The following is a 16,315-nucleotide window of genomic DNA, read 5'->3' as shown; positions in this document are numbered from 1 at the left end:
TTTTTTTTAAAAAAAACACAATATTAAATTTTTTCTTTTATTTTTTTAAAAAAAAAAGAAAAAATATAAAATATTATTTTTTCTATTTTATTAATTAAATTCATGGTTCTAATATGTCAGAAATAAAATTGTTTACTGGTAATTCAATTCCTGAATTAGCAAAAAATATTTCTAAATGTTTAAACATACATTTAGGAAAATCAAAAGTTAGTAAATTTAGTGATGGAGAAATTAGTGTTCAAATTAACGAAAATATTCGAGGAAATGATATCTTTTTAATTCAATCTACATGTGCTCCTACAAATGATAATTTAATGGAATTAATTATTATAGCGGATGCTTTAAAAAGAGCATCAGCTCGTAAAATTACAGCTGTGATTCCATATTTTGGATACGCAAGACAAGATCGTAGAATACATTCTTCTAGAGTACCAATTACAGCAAAAGTAATAGCAAATTTATTATCTAATGTAGGTATCAATCATATTTTAACAATAGATTTACATGCCGAACATATACAAGGTTTCTTTGATATACCAATAGATAATATGTTTGGTAGTTCTATATTATTAAAAGATATTTTAAAAATTGGTTTATCTAAACCAATTATTATATCACCTGATATTGGAGGAATTATACGTGCTAGAGAAATTTCAAAATTGTTAAAAAATTCTGATATTGCTATTATTGACAAAAGAAGACCTGCAACTAATGTTGCTCAAGTAATGAACATTATTGGAAATGTAAAAAATCGTAACTGTATTTTAATAGATGATATGATTGATACTAGTTCTACATTATATCAAGCTTCAGAAGAATTAAAAAAAAAAGGAGCAAAAAAAATTTTTGCTTATGCTACACATCCTGTATTTTCAGGAAACGCAATAGAAAATTTAAAAAAATCTAAAATTGACCAAATAATAGTATGCAATACTATTCCATTATCTTCAAAAATAAAAAAATTAAAAAATATACGTACCTTAACTGTAGCTCCTTTATTAGCGGAAGCTATCAGAAGAATACATCAAGAAAAATCTATCTCCGAAATGTTTGAAAAATCTTTATAAAATTTAAATACATTACATAAAAAATTTTTAATATTAAAATAATTTGAGCAATAAAATCTCTCAAAAAAATATTTGAGAGATAAAAATATTTTATATAATAAAAAATTTATACTAAAAAAATATAATAAAAAAATATTATATTTTTTTTAAAAAAAATATATATATAAAAGAAAATGGAAAAAACCCTAAAAAAATTAAAAAAAATATTAAAAAGAAAATTATTATTAAAAAAATAAATGAAATTTTAAATTTTTTTTTAATATAAAATTCATTTAAATTAATAGGATAAATAAAAATATTTTTTAAAAAAGGTAAATAACAAAAAATACTAAAAAAACTACTTATTCCTAAAAATCCTAATAAATACCATAAATTCTCATGTATAGAAAATCGCAATAAATATAATTTACTCCAAAATCCTAAAGTTAAAGGAAAACCAGAAAATAAAAAAAATAAAACAACTAAAGCACTACCTAAAAAAGGAGAATACCAAAATAATCCAATTAAAGAATTACTATCTATTAATAATTTTTTTTGTGTAATTTGAAAATACTCAATAATACTTAAAATACTAAAAAAACATATAATACCTAAAATATAACTCATAACACCTATTAAAAATTCTGGAAAAATTTGACTTAAAAAAGGATTATTTAACAATATCATTAAAATAATTCCTATTTGAGAAATTGAAGTATAACTTAATACAATTTTAATATTTTTCTGAAAATACGCCATAAAATTTCCATAAAAAATAGAAATCATTAAAACAAAAAATAATATTTGATACAAAATAGAAACATTTCTTAAATAATAAATTTTAGAAAAAAAACGAACTAAAAATAATACTATAGAAATTTTAGAAGCTACCGAATAATATATTAAAATAGGAGAAAAAACATACTTATATATATCTAAAATAAAAAAATGAAAAGGAAATAAAGATAATTTAAAAAATAAAGAAAAAATTATTAATAATATACTCATTATCATTAAGAAATATGTAAAAAAATTTAAACCCGAAAAAAAATATAAAAAAATTGAAAAAATTTTTAAATTACCAAAAATTAAATATAATAAAGAAAATCCCAATAATAATAACAAAGTCATTAATATAGAAATAAAAAAATATTTTAAAGATACAATTAAACTATAAGATGTATTAGAAAAATTTATTAATCCAATCAAAGGTAAAAATAATAGTTCTAATCCCATAATAAATAATATAATATTAGTTGATAATCCTACAAGAATTCCGCCTAAAATAGAAATTAAAAGCAATAAACAACATTCATCTTTTTCTTCATTAGATAAAATAGAAAAATGATATAAAAAAAAATAAGAAAAAAAACCCGAAATATATAATAAACCAAAAAAAATTCTCGAATAATCATCATAAATAATAAATTTAGACAAACATAAAAAAATTTTATAATCTGAAAAAAATAAAAAACTAAAACAAAAAACTAAACTTATTAAAACAATATAATAATTTATTAAAAAATTTTTATAAAATGATTTATTTAACAAAATTATTATAATTGAAAACATCAAAACAAAAATAGAAAAAATTGGTATAAAATTTTTTAAACTATCTAATATCATTTCTTTAACCTTATTTCTTAATAAAAAATAAATTTTTTTTATATATACAATCTATCCAATATTCTGAAAGATCTAAAATTATACAAGGAAATAAACCAATAAAAAAAATCAAAAAAATTATGAAAAATAATATTAAGTATGTAAGAAAAGTAAATTGTTTAAAAATTTTTATAATTTTGTAAGATCCATAATATGTTTGTACTATAATATATAGTAAAAAACCTGATAAAAATAATAAACTAAAAATTATAAATGTAGTTAAGATAGGAGAAAAAAAAAATGATCCTAAAAACATTAAAATTTCTCCACTAAAATTACCTGTTCCGGGAAGACCTATATTTGAAAAAATAAAAAAAAAGAAAAAAGACGAAAATTTAGATAGAACTTTAGAAATATTTTTAAATACTAAAAAATTATTTGTCTGATAATATTCTTTTAAAAATCCTAATAACATAAATAAAGCAGCAGTAGTTAAAGAATAAGAACAAAGAGACAAAACAGATCCTTGTAAAGAAAAATTATTTAAATAATTTAAAGAATAAAAAATAATAGCAATATGTATAACAGATAAATATATAATAATTGTTTTTATATTTTTTAACGTAAAAATTTTATTAATACTATATAAAATTGTTATTATACTTAAAAAAATCCCAATTTTAGAAAACAAAACTCTATGTTGTGACAACATATATAAATTAAAACGTAAAAACCCATAAAGAGAAACTTTTAATAAAAAATATAAAATATTTATTGAACCACTGGTTGGAGCGCATATCTGAATTTCAGAATACCAATCTAAAAAAGGAAAAAGAGGAGTTTTAATAATAAAAGATAAAAAAAAACTTAACATTAATAAAAATTCTATTTTTTGAGATAAAATTACTTTATTCAAAATCAAATAATCAAAAGTTAATAATCCAGTTTGTTCATAATATATTTGTACTAAATATAAGATAGATATTAATAACAGTACACTAGATATATGAGCATAAATAAGAAACTTTTTTAAAGTATAATGTAAAAATTTAATGTCAAGATTTTTATCGCCCCATAATAAAATTAAAAAATATACAGGAAAAATTGACAATTCCCAAAAAAAGAAAAATAAAAATAAATCTTCAGATATAAAACATCCTAATAAACTACATAATATTAATAAGAATAAAAAATAAAATAATCCAGAATTTTTATATTTTTTACGCCAATCACACAAAACAGCAATACAACTTAAAAAAGAAGTCATAATAATCATTAATAATGACAAACCATCTAATCTAAAATGAAACGTAATACCAAATTCTGGAATCCATTTATGACAATATTCTAATAAATATAAATTTTTTCTTTCTCCAACAGTTAATACAAAAAATTTTTTATAATATATTAAACAAGATAATAACAAACAACTACAAGAAATAAAAAATGTTAAAATTATAGGAAATCTACTAGATATTCTTAAAAAGAATAAACAAAAAATTGCACCAAAGAAAGGTACAAAAATAAAAAAAAGTAACAACATTTTAAAAAACTCCTAATCTTATTTAAAACTTATAAAAAATATAATAATTATTAAAATTTTTTAATTAAAAAAGAAAAAATTCTTATATATTATTTTAAAATCTATTAAATAAATAAAAACTATTAATAAAACATATAAAAAAAATTATGAATAAAAAAGTTATTAATACTCCAAAATACCCAAACATATTTTTTTGTTCTATTTTCAAAAATTTTTTATTTAAAAAAAAAATAATATAAGAAAAAATATTAAAAAATTTTTCTAATTTTTTTTTTTTAATTTTAATAAAACAACTTTCATAAATATAAAAAAAAATTTTTTCATAAAAAAATTGTAAATACCAATCTTTTAAAACAATTTTTTGTATTGTTTTTTGATAAAAAATTTGTAAAAAAATAAAAAATGAATTTTTAGGATTTATATAAAAAAAATATACTAAAAAAAATCCTAAAAAAGAAACAAAAAATGAAAAAAACATAATATAGAATGAAAAAAAACAAAATTCTGAAAAAAACATTTTTGGATATAAAAATTTTTGAACTATAAAATATATTTCTGAAAAACACAAAATATTTAATATAATTAATGGAATATTTTGAAAAACACTATTTTTTTTAAATAAAAATTTTTTTGAAATATTCATATGAAAAACATTTAAAAACATACGAAATGTATATACACTCGTAAAAAAAATACCTAATAATAATAAAAAAAACAAACAAAAATTTTTAGAATTCCAAGCTAAATATAAAATTTTTTCCTTACTATAAAAACTAGAAGTTAAAAAAGGAAAAGAACACAATGACAAACAACCAATTAAAAAACTAAAATAAATAATTTTAATTTTTTTATATGAAATTCTCATTTTAAAAATATTTTGTTCATAATTCATTAATTTTATTATAGAACCAGCAGAAAGAAATAATAAAGATTTAAAAAAAGAATGAAAAAATAAATGTAAAAAAGCAACTTGAATATTTTTAAGACCTAATGCTACAAAAATATAACCTAATTGACTAATAGTAGAATATGCTAAAATTTTTTTTAAACTGTTTTGGAAAATTGCAGTAAAACTAGAAAATAATAAAGTAATAATACCAATACAAGTCATAAAATTTAAAATATAAGGAGAAATTATGAAAAAATAAAAAGTTTTCATAATTAAATAAATTCCTACTGTCACCATAGTAGCTGCATGTATCAAAGCAGATACTGGTGTAGGACCAACCATTGCATCTAATAACCAAACATGGAATGGAATTTGAGCTGATTTACCAATTGCTCCTAATAATAAAAATAAAGCAATACTATTATTGTAAAAAGAATTTTTAAAAATAAAATTATTTTTCAAAAAAATATTTTTTAATACTAAAAAATTTAAATTATGAAATTTATAAAAAATTAAAAATATAGCTATCAATAAAAAAAAATCGGAAAAACGTGTTAATAAATAAGCTTTTAATGCAGAATATCCATTTTTAATATTATCAGAATAAAATCCTATTAAACAATATGAACAAAATCCAGCAGCTTCCCAACTAAAATACATTAATAATAAATTATCAGATAAAATTAAAATTTCAATACAAGTAATAAACAAATTTGTATATGCAAAATATTTCGAAATATTATCTTTTTTACGAATATACCAAATCGAAAAAATATTTACTAAAAATCCAACTAATGTCACCATGCTAATTAATAATGAAACTTTCCGATCTAAAACAAAATTAAAATTGATACTAAATTGCTTATATTTTAACCACGTCCATAATGGAATTTTTATTATATGAGGATTAAAATATAAAAAAAAAATAATTTTTAAGGAACATAAAAATGACAAAAAAACAAAAAATACTCCAATTATACAAACATTTTTTTTTGAATAAAAATTTTGATTAAAAATTAAACATAAAAAACTTATAAAAGGAAACAAAACAGCTAAAGGCACAAATATCATTTATTATTCTCACTTAATTTATTAATATTCAATGTTTTATATTTTTGATAAATATTCAACATTATCATTAAAGCTACACTAGCTTCAGAAGCTGCTATAGTAACAATTACTATATACATAATTTGACCTTCAATATTTCCCCAATATTTTCCTACTATCACCCATAAAAATGCAATAGAATTAGTCATAATCTCTAAACTAATTAACATAAAAAAAAAATTTCTTCGTATAATTAAAGAGATAAATCCTAAGAAAAATAATATTAAGGAAAAAAAAATACTATTATATAATGAAATCATTTGTTTTATTTATCCTGTTTAGAAATTAATAAATTTTTTTTATATATTGTGATAAAAAAACATACTAAAATTGTTGCTGTAAAAAGAATTAACGAAGATAATTCTACTATATAAAGATGTTTACGAAATAAATAAATACCAATACTTTTTAAAGAAAAAGTTTTATAAAAAAATTTTATATTCCAATAATTTAATAAAAAAAATATGTTATAACAAAAAAAACACACTAAAAAAATAATTAAAATTATATAATATAAAATTTTTTTTCTTTTGAAAATTTTTTTTTTACTTTCTTTTTTTATATTAATTAACATTAAAATAAATAAAAAAAGAACCATAATAGCTCCAGCATAAATAATAATTTCTATTGCTCCAACAAAAAAATCCCCAATTAAAAAAAATATTCCAGAAATAGAAAATAAAGATAAAATAAAAAATAATAACATATACATTGGATGACGAACGTATAATACTAATACTGTAAAAAAAATAGAAAAAAAAGTTAAAAAATAAAATAAAAAATTCATAAAAAAATCCTCATATTTAATTATGGTAATAAAGATTTTATATCTACATTTTTTTTTTTATGAAAAAATTTTTTAATTTTTGTTTTTTTTAAAGTAACTCCTGAAAAGCTATAATAATCATAATCGTCATATTTTCCAGTTCCAGAAATTAAAAGATCTTTTTTTTCATATATTAAATTTTTATATTCATAATCACCTAATTCTACATCTGGAATTAATTGAATTGCTAAAGTAGGACAAGCTTCCTCACATAAACCACAGAAAATACATCTAGAAAAATTAATACGAAAAAATTCAGAACGCCAGCGACCAGTCTTATCTTCAGTTTTCTGTAATGAAATACAAGAAACAGGACATACAGCGGCACATAAACCACATGCTACACAACGTTCTTCTCCAGTTTTAGTTCGAGTTAATACAATTCTACCTCTATATCTTGAAGATAATTTTAAAGATTCTTCTGGATATAATCGAGTTTCAGAAGCTTGAAAAATATTACAAAATATTAAATATAAACTACGAATCTGACTATATATTTGTAAAAAAAAAATTTTAATAAACATAAATTTCCTTAATTATTTTTTAAAATATAAAATAAAAAAAGCAGTAAAAAATAAATTTAATAATGTTAATGGTAAACATATTCTCCAACTAAATTTCATAACATGAATGTATTTAGGGCGAGGTAAAGAAGCTCGACATAAAATAAAAAATAATATACAAAAAAAAGTTTTTAAAATAAACCAAACATATTCAGGAAAAATAGGACCATTTCCACCGCCAAAAAATAAAATTGTAATCATAGAAGCACCAGTAATCATTGAAATATATTCACCAATAAAAAACATTCCAAATTTCATTCCTGAATATTCAATATGATATCCATCAGACAATTCTTGTTCTGATTCTGGTTGATCAAAAGGATGTCGATGACAAATTGCTAAAATTGCAATAAAGAAAGTGATAAAGCCAAAAAATTGAGGTATAACATTCCATATTATTTTTTGACTATTAATAATTTTTATTAAATTAAATGAACCAGATTGAGCAATTACTCCCATTGTAGATAAACCTAAAAAAATTTCATAACTTAACATTTGAGCAGAAGCTCGAATTGCACCTAATAAAGAATATTTATTTTGACTAGACCAACCTGCTAATAAAATTCCATAAACAGAAATTGAAGTCATCATAAAAAAAAATAATATACCAATATTTAAATCTACAATAAAAAAATTTTTTTTTATTGGAATAGTAAATAATACAAATAACAATGTCAAAAAAGAAATTAAAGGAGCAATACAAAAAATATACTGATCACTAAAGGGAGGAATCCAATCTTCTTTAAATAAAATTTTTATACCATCTGCTAATAATTGAAGCCATCCGTTCCATCCAACTCGATTCGGACCAATACGATTTTGAAAATAAGCTAAAAATTTTCTTTCAACAATACTTAACATCGAAGCACAAAAAATTATACATATCAAAACTATAAAAATTATAAAAAATTTATACAGAAAATTTGTTAATATACTAAAGAAAATCATTTCTTTATCACCTTTTTAAAATTTGAAATTCTCCGTCCAATAAAAGAAATTGGTAAATTTAAAATACCAATAGGAAATCCAATATACCCAGAATTAATTTTTTTTGATAATAAAATAGGAAATTTAAATTTTTTAGATAAGATTGTAAATTCTATCCAATCATTTTTTTTTAATTCTAATAATAAACTGTCTAAAAAATTTAAAACTATATAACTCTTCATATTAATACATTTAATTTCAAAAGAATTTTGACTTATTTCTTCACTTCCTAACAATTTATAATAAGGTATTATTATAAATTTTTTAGAAATTTGAGAAGACGAAGAAATTTTTGAAAAAAATGGTAACATAAAATTAAAATCTTTTTTCATATGAGAAAATAACAAACTTCCATTTTTATTTTTTAGTTTTTTTTTTAAAGAATATGCTTTAGATTTATAAAAAGATTGTAAAGAATTCCAACGAGGTTCCCACGAAAAAGGAATATGCGAAAAATCTTCTCCAGTTTGATTTGATCCTTCGGTCGAAAAAGTAAACATAGAATCTAAATCTTGAGAATTTAAATATTTTGAAGAATTTATATTTAAAGAAGAAGTTAATCCACTAACACGTTTTGTTGAACGTAAAATTTTTTGATGAAAAATACGATATGAAGAACTTGGAGAGGCTTTTTTTAAAAAATATAATTCAGGAAAAATATTTATACATTTTGATAACAATTGATCTAATTTATAATTCTTAATTGTAATAATCTGAGTTTCTTCTTTCTTAATAGCTTGTATCCACTTCCAACTTTCTAAAAGAATTTTTTTTTTCTTATGAATGTTATAATTATAAACTTTAAAAAATCTTTGAGCTCTAGCTTCATAATTTATTACAGTTCCTGTACTTTCAGAAAAATTTGCACAAGGAAAAAAAATATTAGAATTTTTAGTTATTTTATTTTTCTGATGATCAAAAATAATTATATTTTTAACAAACTGCATTATTTTAACTATTTTTTTTGATGTAAAAAATCTAGAAAGATCATTCTCTAAAATAATCAAAAAATTAATTTTTCTTTTTAATATTCTTTTAAAAATACTTTCTAAAGGTATTCCATTAAATATAGAAACCCCAATACTATTTACAGAAGATACAAATAAAGCTAAACCCACTAAAAATTTTTTCTTCTTTAAAAAAAGAGCTATATTATAAGTGATTTTTATTAAAGAAATATTTAAATTACTAGAACCAGAAATTAATAAAGGTTTTTTTGCTAGAATTAAAGTTTTAGAAATTTCAATTACTTTTGAAGGATATTTTTTTATATTTAAAGATTTTTTTAAATATAATTCTTGTAAACACTCTAAAATTAAACAACCAAATTTTACTTGTTCATGTACTGGGGCATAATAACTATATTGACTAATATCATCTAATTTAGTAATATCAGTATTTGTAATAAATAAAAAATTTTTTTTATTTTGAAAAATAGTTTTAAGTGCTTCTGAATTCCATGATTCAATATTATTAATATTTTTTTTTCTTAAAAAAACATTTTTTATAGCTTGACGAACAGCTAAAGCTGCACGAGAAGCTGTTTGTGTTAAATCTTCTCCTAAAATTAAAATAACATCATATGTTTCAATTTCTGAAATAGTAGGAATAGTAATATCACTATTTTTTAAAATTTTTGTAATCAAAGAAATACAATTTTGTAGTTTTTTAGGCATTCCAGAAGAAAAATTTTTTTTTCCTACTAAATTATATAAAGCAAAATTACTTTCTAAGCTAGCTCTTGATGACCCTATCCCGGCAATATTATATAAATTTTTTTTTTTCCATTGTAAAATTAATTTTATCGCATCTTCATATAATATTCTTTTTTTTTCCTTATTTGAAAATAATATAGGTAATTTTGAAAATTTTTGATTATTTAAATAACTATACCCAAAACGCCCCAAATCACATAAAAAATGTTGATTAATATCAAAATTAAAACGATTTTCAATACTACACATTTTTTTATATTGAATCCCTATACTAATATTACATCCAATACTACAATGTTGACAAATACTCGGAGTATATTTAATATCCCATTTTCGAGAATATTTTTTTTTATTTTCTTTTTCTGTAAATACTCCAGTAGGGCATATATCAATTAAATTTCCTGAAAATTCACTTTCTAAACATCCATCTTCTAAACGTCCAAAAAATATATTATTACTAACCCCATATACTCCAAAATCTTTACCCCCTGCATAATCTTTATAATATCTCACACATCTATAACATGTAATACAACGATTCATTTCTTGTTTAATAAAAAAACCTAAAAATTGATTAGAAAAAGTACGTTTTTTAAAATGATAACGTCTTTTATAATGTTTATTTAAGATTGTCATATCTTGCAAATGACATTTACCTCCTTCAGAACATATTAAACAATCATGAGGATGATTCAACATCATAAATTCAATTATACTTTTCCTAAATTTTGTAACTTCAGGATCTAAAATTGAAACTTTCATTTCAGGATAAACAGATATCATACAAGACATAACTACTGTTCCAATATTATCTTCCTTATTTCGATATAATTTTATTGCACATTGCCTGCAAGATCCAATACTCCCTAAACAAGGATGCCAACAAAAATATGGAATATTAAAACCAAGAGATAAAAAAACTTCTAATAAATTTTGTTGATATTCGATAGAAAATTTTTTTCCATCAATATAAATTGAAAACATAAATTATCTATTCTCCAAAATTTCTCTAAATAAATTTTTTATTTTTTTTAAAAAAAATAATTTTTTAAAAAAATATTTATTAAATTTTAAATTTATAAATTAAAAACCTAAACTATACTAAAATATTTTGAAAATATTTTGGAAACAAAATTGTACCAGCTTCAAACTCAGTACGAAAATATTTTATTGCACTCTTTAAAGGAGAAACAGCTCCTGGCGCATGAGCACAAAAAGTTTTTCCGGGACCTAAATTTTCAGAAATTTCTTCTAATAATTTTATATCATCTAAAGATCCATGTTTTCTTTCTAACTTTTTTAAAATTTTTACCACCCAAGGTAATCCATCTCGACAAGGAGTACAAAAACCACAAGATTCACGAGCAAAAAACGTTTCTAAATTTATTAATAATGATATCATATTTACTGAAGTATCTATGGCCATAGATAATCCTGTACCTAATCTACTACCAATTTCCTGTAAACTTATAAAATCCATCTTAACATCTAAATGTTTATTTATTAAAAAACTAGTTCCCGCGCCTCCTGGTTGCCAAGCTTTTAAAATATAACCAGATCTCATGCCACCAGAATATTTTTCAAAAATTTCTCTAGCTGTAATCCCTAAAGGTAATTCCCATAAACCTGCTTTTTTTACTAATCCAGAAAATCCTAACAATTTTGTACCTGTATCTACACTCTGAGACAAACTATGATACCAAGTATTTCCATACAAAATAATCGATGGTATATTAGATAAAGTTTCAACATTATTTATACATGTAGGTTTACCCCATAAACCTGATATAGCCGGAAAAGGAGGTTTATATCTAGGATTAGCTCGTTTTCCTTCTAAAGAATTAATTAAAGCAGTTTCTTCACCACAAATATATCGTCCAGCACCTGTATGTAAAAACAAATGAAAACTAAAATTACTTTTACAAATATAATCTCCTAAATATCCGCTATTTTTAGCCTCACTTAATGCTCTATTTAAATTTTTTTCAGCAGTATAATAATCTCCTCTTAAAAATATATATCCATACTTTACATTTAGCGCAAAAGCAGCAATAATCATCCCCTCTATTAATTGATGAGGTAAATTTTCTAATAAAAAACGATCTTTATAAGTTCCTGGTTCCATTTCATCAGCATTACAAATTAAATAACGAGATTTTTTTAATTTATTATTTGACATTAAATTCCATTTTACTCCTGTAGGAAATCCAGCTCCCCCTCTACCTTTTAAGCCTGATTGAATTACTAATTGAATAATTTCATTTGGTTCAAAATTCTTTAAAGTTTTTAAAACTGCTTGATATCCTTTTTTTTTTATATATTCATGAATCCAAATTGGAGAAATAACAGAATTTAAACGCCAAGTTAATGGATGAGTTTCAGGGTTTAATTTAATATTTTTCATTTATAAATATCCAAAATTTTAGGAATCATTGCTACTTTAACATGACAAATTAAATCTTTATTAATCATTAAAACTGGACCTTGATCACATGCTCCTAAACAACAAGTCGGTAATAATGTATATCTAAAATCTTTTGTTGTTTGCCCAAGAGAAATTTTTAAAGTTTTTTTCAAAGCTTTTTTAATACTTAAATATCCATTTAAAAAACATACAACACTATCACAATATCGTACAATATTTCTTCCTACTGGTTTTCTAAAAATTTGACTATAAAAAGTAGCTACACTATCTACTTCACAACTAGAAATATCTAAAATATACGCTATTTCTTTAACCATAAAATCAGAAATCCAACCTCTATTTTCTTGCACAATTTTTAATACTTCAATTAAAGAGGCTTGAGGGTATTTATAATGTTTTTTAATTTCATTTATTTGAGATAATTCTTTTGTATTTAATTTACACATAAAATTTTCCTATACCTTCAAATTTTACATACATTTAACGATCTACATCTGACATCACAAAATCAATACTACCTAAATAAACAATTAAATCAGAAATTAAAAAACCTTGAATAACTGATGGAATTTGCTGTAAATGAGGAAAACTAGGAGTCCGTATTCTAGTTCTATAACTAAAAATATCCCCATCACTAATTAAATAATAACTATTTATACCTTTTGTAGATTCTACCATTTGAAAACTCTCATTTGGATTTAAAACAATACCCCATGACATAGATACAAAATGAGTAATTAAAGTTTCTATATTATATAAAGATTCTTTTTTTTCTTGAGGTGTAGTTAAAGGATGATCAGCTTTAAATGGTCCAGAAGGCATATTTTCTAAACATTGCTGCAAAATTCGTAAACTTTGATATATTTCTTCCATTTTTAAAGTAACTCTAGTATATGCATCACTGATCCCTGATCCAATAGGAATTTCAAATTCAAAATTTTGATATCCAGAATAAGGACGTGATTTTCTAACATCAAAATTTATACCAGTAGCCCTTAAACCAGCTCCAGTAATACCCCATTCTATTGCTTCCTTTGCAATATAACTAGCAACTCCTTTAGATCTAGAAATTAAAATACTATTTTTTAACGCTATATTTGTATAAAATTTTAATCTTTTAGGAATCCACTCTAAAAATTTTTTAAGCTTTAGATGCCATTTTTTAGGTAAATCTTTTGCTACACCCCCAATACGAAACCATGCAGGATGCATTCGTGCACCTGTAATCATTTCTATAATATCATAAATTTTTTGTCTATCAGTAAATGCTAAAAAAACTGTACTCATACTTCCTACATCTTGAATAAATGTAGAAATAAACAATAAATGACTATTAATCCGAAATAATTCCGATAACATAATACGAATAATTTCAACTTTTTTAGGAACTATAATATTTGCTAATTTTTCGACTGCTAAAATATAAGGCATTTCATTAACACATCCCCCTAAGTATTCAATACGATCCGTATAAGGAATATAATTATGCCAAGTTTGACGTTCTGCAATTTTTTCAGCTCCCCGATGATGATACCCAATATCTGGCATACAATTAACAATTTTTTCTCCATCTAGTAATAATAAAATTCGAAAAGCTCCATGAGAAGAAGGATGATTAGGACCTAAATTTAAAAACATATATTCAAATCCAGTATTTATGTTTTTTAAACCCCATGATTCAGGTTTAAAATTTAAAGATTCCATAGATTTTTTTTCAAATTCTGAATCTAAAAAAAAATTTTGATTTTCTGTAGCACGACATGGATAATCTTTACGCATAGGAAAACCTTTCCAATAACTAGGCATAATAATACGACGTAAATTTGGATGACCACAAAATCTTATTCCAAACATTTCCCAAATCTCACATTCATACCAATTTGCATTAGAAAAAATAGAAGTAATTGTAGGAACTATTAAATTTTTTTCAAATAATGCAATTTTTAACATAATATCACTATTATCTATAAAAGAAATAATATGATAAAATAAAGAAAAATCAGCTTTCGGTAAAAATTTTCTATTTTTACGTAAACGTTCATCTACACCATGCAAATCAAATAAAAAATTATAAGAATTAGGTTGATTAAAATAAAGAAATTTTAAAACTTGAATTAAATTGTCTTTTGAAATCCATAATACTGGAAAATCTAAAAGAGTCTCTTGTATGAAAAAAAAAGATTTTCCAAATCTTTGAAATAATTTCTTTATAATAGGTTTTTTAAAATATTCTAACATTTTTAACTGATTCTCACTAATTTTCTAAAATTTAAAAATTTACTAAAAAATTAACATGTTATATTTTTCATATTTTCTAAAAATTTTACATAACACTATCTTTAATAAATATATTCTTAAAATTTATAATTAAAAATATTTCTTAATAAAAAATATTTTTTTTTAAATATTTTTCATTAAAATACGTTTTTTTCTTCTTTTAAACTTTTCTGATTTCATATTAGCCTGATAAACATTTTGATCTCCTACAATCCAGGATAAAGGTCTTTTTTCAAATTTAATCAAATTTTGTAATAAAATAAAAGCTTGTATATACGCTTCTGGTCTAGGTGGACAACCAGGAATATAAACATCTACTGGTAAGAATTTATTAACACCTTGAACAACAGAATATACATCATACATACCACCTGAATTTGCACAAGAACCCATTGAAATTACCCATTTAGGCTCTAACATTTGATCATAAATACGTTGTATTATAGGCACCATTTTCAAAAATGGCGTTCCTGCTATCACAATAAAATCAGCCTGACGAGGAGAAGTACGTAATACTTCTGATCCAAAACGTGAAATATCATGTACTGAAGTAAAAGCGCTGACCATTTCAACATAACAACAAGATAACCCAAAATTATAAGGCCATAAAGAATTTCTACGCCCCCAATTAATTAAATTATGTAAATACTGTGATAATTTTCCAAAAAAATAATTTTTTTTTATAAATTCTTTAAATGGATTTAGTGTATTTTTTTTTTTTTTTATTCTTGCATTATTTTTATATATAGCTGATGTTAATGTATATTTCATAAAATACTCATTTTAAAATATTATAAAAAATACCTAAATTAAAATTATTAAAAATTTTCAAATACTAAAATAATTTGCTTAAATAATTTTAATCCGTATTAAATACAATAAAGTTATTAATAAAAATATAATAAAAAAACTTGCCTCTAAAAATCCTATCCAACCACATTCTTTAATACTAATAGCCCACGTATATAAATATAAAATATCTGTATCAAAAATCACAAATAAAATTGCTATTATATAAAATTCAATAGAAATTTGAAATCTAGCAGTATACAAAGATGGCATACCAGATTCAAAAGGAAAATTCTTATATCTAGAAATAGATTTTACGCCTAAAAAAAAACTTAATAACAAAATTAAAATACCTAAACTAATACTAAATAATACAAAATATAAAAAATTATAATTTTCCATAAAGAAACCTATTCTAATAAAATTTTATTCATTTTATAATTTTAAATATCTATTAAAATATTTATTTTAAAATTATATTATATTTAATATATTACAAAAAAACTAAAATATTTCTAAAAATATTAAAAAAATATTTAA

At 21.4% G+C, this 16,315-nt stretch carries 14 protein-coding genes; 1 reads left to right on the top strand and 13 read right to left on the bottom strand.

What is annotated here, in order from left to right; all coding sequences use genetic code 11:
* Positions 1-122: 122 nt before the first annotated feature.
* On the top strand, positions 123-1,067 hold the full coding sequence (locus tag RJT25_RS00580) for a ribose-phosphate pyrophosphokinase (RefSeq protein WP_343126714.1): 945 nt from the start codon (positions 123-125) through the stop codon (positions 1,065-1,067).
* A gap of 135 nt (positions 1,068-1,202) precedes the next feature.
* On the opposite strand, the gene RJT25_RS00575 is transcribed toward RJT25_RS00580, so the two are convergent.
* The 13 genes from RJT25_RS00575 to ndhC form a co-directional block, all read right to left on the bottom strand.
* Positions 1,203-2,672 carry a proton-conducting transporter membrane subunit gene (locus tag RJT25_RS00575; RefSeq protein ID WP_343126650.1) on the bottom strand — a complete coding sequence of 490 codons (1,470 nt, stop codon included), beginning with the start codon at positions 2,670-2,672 and terminating at the stop codon, positions 1,203-1,205.
* 10 nt (positions 2,673-2,682) lie between these two features.
* Complete coding sequence (locus RJT25_RS00570) at positions 2,683-4,194, bottom strand: complex I subunit 4 family protein (protein ID WP_343128846.1); 1,512 nt, start codon at positions 4,192-4,194, stop codon at positions 2,683-2,685.
* 94 nt (positions 4,195-4,288) lie between these two features.
* Positions 4,289-6,154, bottom strand: coding sequence for an NADH-quinone oxidoreductase subunit L (locus RJT25_RS00565; protein WP_343126648.1), 1,866 nt, complete (start codon positions 6,152-6,154; stop codon positions 4,289-4,291).
* Positions 6,151-6,453, bottom strand: a complete 303-nt coding sequence (gene nuoK / locus RJT25_RS00560) for an NADH-quinone oxidoreductase subunit NuoK (protein WP_343126647.1) — start codon at positions 6,451-6,453, stop codon at positions 6,151-6,153. Before nuoK ends, RJT25_RS00565 begins: the two co-directional genes overlap by 4 nt.
* 5 nt (positions 6,454-6,458) lie before the next feature.
* Positions 6,459-6,980: an NADH-quinone oxidoreductase subunit J family protein gene (locus RJT25_RS00555; protein WP_343126646.1), complete on the bottom strand. Its 522-nt coding sequence runs from the start codon at positions 6,978-6,980 to the stop codon at positions 6,459-6,461.
* 20 nt (positions 6,981-7,000) lie between these two features.
* Positions 7,001-7,543: an NADH-quinone oxidoreductase subunit NuoI gene (nuoI, locus tag RJT25_RS00550; protein ID WP_343126645.1), complete on the bottom strand. Its 543-nt coding sequence runs from the start codon at positions 7,541-7,543 to the stop codon at positions 7,001-7,003.
* Between the two features lie 12 nt (positions 7,544-7,555).
* Positions 7,556-8,530 carry an NADH-quinone oxidoreductase subunit NuoH gene (gene nuoH, locus RJT25_RS00545; RefSeq protein ID WP_343126644.1) on the bottom strand — a complete coding sequence of 325 codons (975 nt, stop codon included), beginning with the start codon at positions 8,528-8,530 and terminating at the stop codon, positions 7,556-7,558.
* On the bottom strand, positions 8,527-11,268 hold the full coding sequence (gene nuoG / locus RJT25_RS00540) for an NADH-quinone oxidoreductase subunit NuoG (protein ID WP_343126643.1): 2,742 nt from the start codon (positions 11,266-11,268) through the stop codon (positions 8,527-8,529). Before nuoG ends, nuoH begins: the two co-directional genes overlap by 4 nt.
* Positions 11,269-11,380: 112 nt before the next feature.
* On the bottom strand, positions 11,381-12,688 hold the full coding sequence (gene nuoF / locus RJT25_RS00535) for an NADH-quinone oxidoreductase subunit NuoF (RefSeq protein ID WP_343126642.1): 1,308 nt from the start codon (positions 12,686-12,688) through the stop codon (positions 11,381-11,383).
* The gene (gene nuoE / locus RJT25_RS00530) at positions 12,685-13,155 is read right to left on the bottom strand and encodes an NADH-quinone oxidoreductase subunit NuoE (RefSeq protein ID WP_343126641.1); all 471 of its coding nucleotides are present in this window, start codon (positions 13,153-13,155) and stop codon (positions 12,685-12,687) included. Before nuoE ends, nuoF begins: the two co-directional genes overlap by 4 nt.
* A gap of 34 nt (positions 13,156-13,189) precedes the next feature.
* Positions 13,190-14,947, bottom strand: a complete 1,758-nt coding sequence (nuoC, locus tag RJT25_RS00525; RefSeq protein WP_343126640.1) for an NADH-quinone oxidoreductase subunit C/D — start codon at positions 14,945-14,947, stop codon at positions 13,190-13,192.
* Positions 14,948-15,109: 162 nt separating this feature from the next.
* Entirely contained in the window at positions 15,110-15,757 is a 648-nt protein-coding gene (locus RJT25_RS00520) for an NADH-quinone oxidoreductase subunit B (RefSeq protein WP_343126639.1), read from the bottom strand.
* A gap of 78 nt (positions 15,758-15,835) precedes the next feature.
* Positions 15,836-16,177, bottom strand: a complete 342-nt coding sequence (ndhC, locus tag RJT25_RS00515; RefSeq protein WP_343126638.1) for an NADH-quinone oxidoreductase subunit A — start codon at positions 16,175-16,177, stop codon at positions 15,836-15,838.
* Positions 16,178-16,315 lie beyond the last annotated feature (138 nt).

The organism is Buchnera aphidicola (Nippolachnus piri), assembly GCF_039383305.1.
Classification (GTDB): domain Bacteria; phylum Pseudomonadota; class Gammaproteobacteria; order Enterobacterales; family Enterobacteriaceae; genus Buchnera_F; species Buchnera_F aphidicola_AZ.
Note: the sequence above shows the minus strand (reverse complement) of the source record. Positions and strands in the feature narration are given on the sequence as shown.